The organism is Halomonas sp. 707D4, from assembly GCF_024158685.1.
GTDB lineage: Bacteria > Pseudomonadota > Gammaproteobacteria > Pseudomonadales > Halomonadaceae > Vreelandella.
The window spans coordinates 1-1,106 of record NZ_JAMZBD010000727.1 but is presented as its reverse complement, the minus strand read 5'-3'; the positions used below and the strand labels follow the sequence as shown (position 1 = coordinate 1,106).

Sequence of the window (1,106 nt, the reverse complement as noted above, 5' to 3'; positions counted from 1 at the left end):
GGATGGCCTGCGCGACGTCATCCGTCTGCAGCAGATCGACCAGACCATCGCCGAGACCCGCCAGTCGCTGGTCGAGCCCACGCGCATGGAGTTGATCAACAGCCGCTTCGAGATCGCCGACGCGGTCGAGGCGAGCACCAGCGAGGTCGGGGCGACCTGGCAGGACTACTACGGTCGCGCGGTGAACGATACGGCGCTCGCCAGCGATTTCGACGACCGCCTGCAGGCGTTTCTGAGTGACGGCATGGGCCGTGCCGTCGAGGTGCTGCGCGCCGAGGAGACCTACCAGGCCTTCACCGGTATCGAAGGCGTCAACGCCATGATGAACAGCGAAGGGCGCGATCTCTCGCGGATGGTCAACGACCTGATCGGCGAGAAGCAGCGCGCTGCCGAGACGATGGCGGCCAACGCGGATGCCGCCCAAGGGAACATGCTTGCCCTCCAGGCCGGTGTGCTCGCGCTGGGGCTTCTGGCGCTGATCCTGTTGGGTGTGGCGATCCTGCGCTCGATCCTGAAGCCCTTGAAGGCGGCCTCGCGCTTCACCCTGCAGATCGCCGGCGGCAACCTGGCGGCCCGGGTACCGCCAAGCCGTCGCGACGAGATCGGCCACCTGCTGGGTTCGCTCAACACCATGCGCAAGAGCCTCAGCAGCATCATCGGTGACGTCAAGGGCGGCATCGATGTCGTCACGCCGGCGGCCCAGAACATCGCCAGCGGCAACGAGGAGCTCTCCGCGCGCACCGAACAGCAGGCCGCTTCGCTGCAGCAGACCGCCTCCAGCATGGAGGAGATGACCACCACGGTGCGCCAGAACAGCGACAACGCCCAGCAGGCACGCCGCCTGGCGGACGAGAACGCCGAGCGGGTCACCCAGACCGGCGATCTGATGAGCCAGCTGGTGAACAACATGCAGCGCATCACTCAGAGCTCGCAGAAGATGACCGACATCATCGATGTGATCGACTCCATCGCCTTCCAGACCAACATCCTGGCGCTCAACGCCTCGGTGGAGGCGGCGCGGGCCGGCGAGCACGGTCGCGGCTTCGCCGTGGTGGCCGAGGAGGTGCGCAACCTGGCCGGGCGTTCGGCCGCCGCCGCCCAGGAGA

Annotated in this window: 1 protein-coding gene; it reads left to right on the top strand. The window is 67.3% G+C overall.

All coding sequences use genetic code 11. The annotated features are described in order from the left end of the window. Positions 1 to 1,106: methyl-accepting chemotaxis protein (locus tag BIS11_RS18250; RefSeq protein WP_253586816.1), on the top strand; the 1,106-nt coding region annotated here is incomplete at both ends.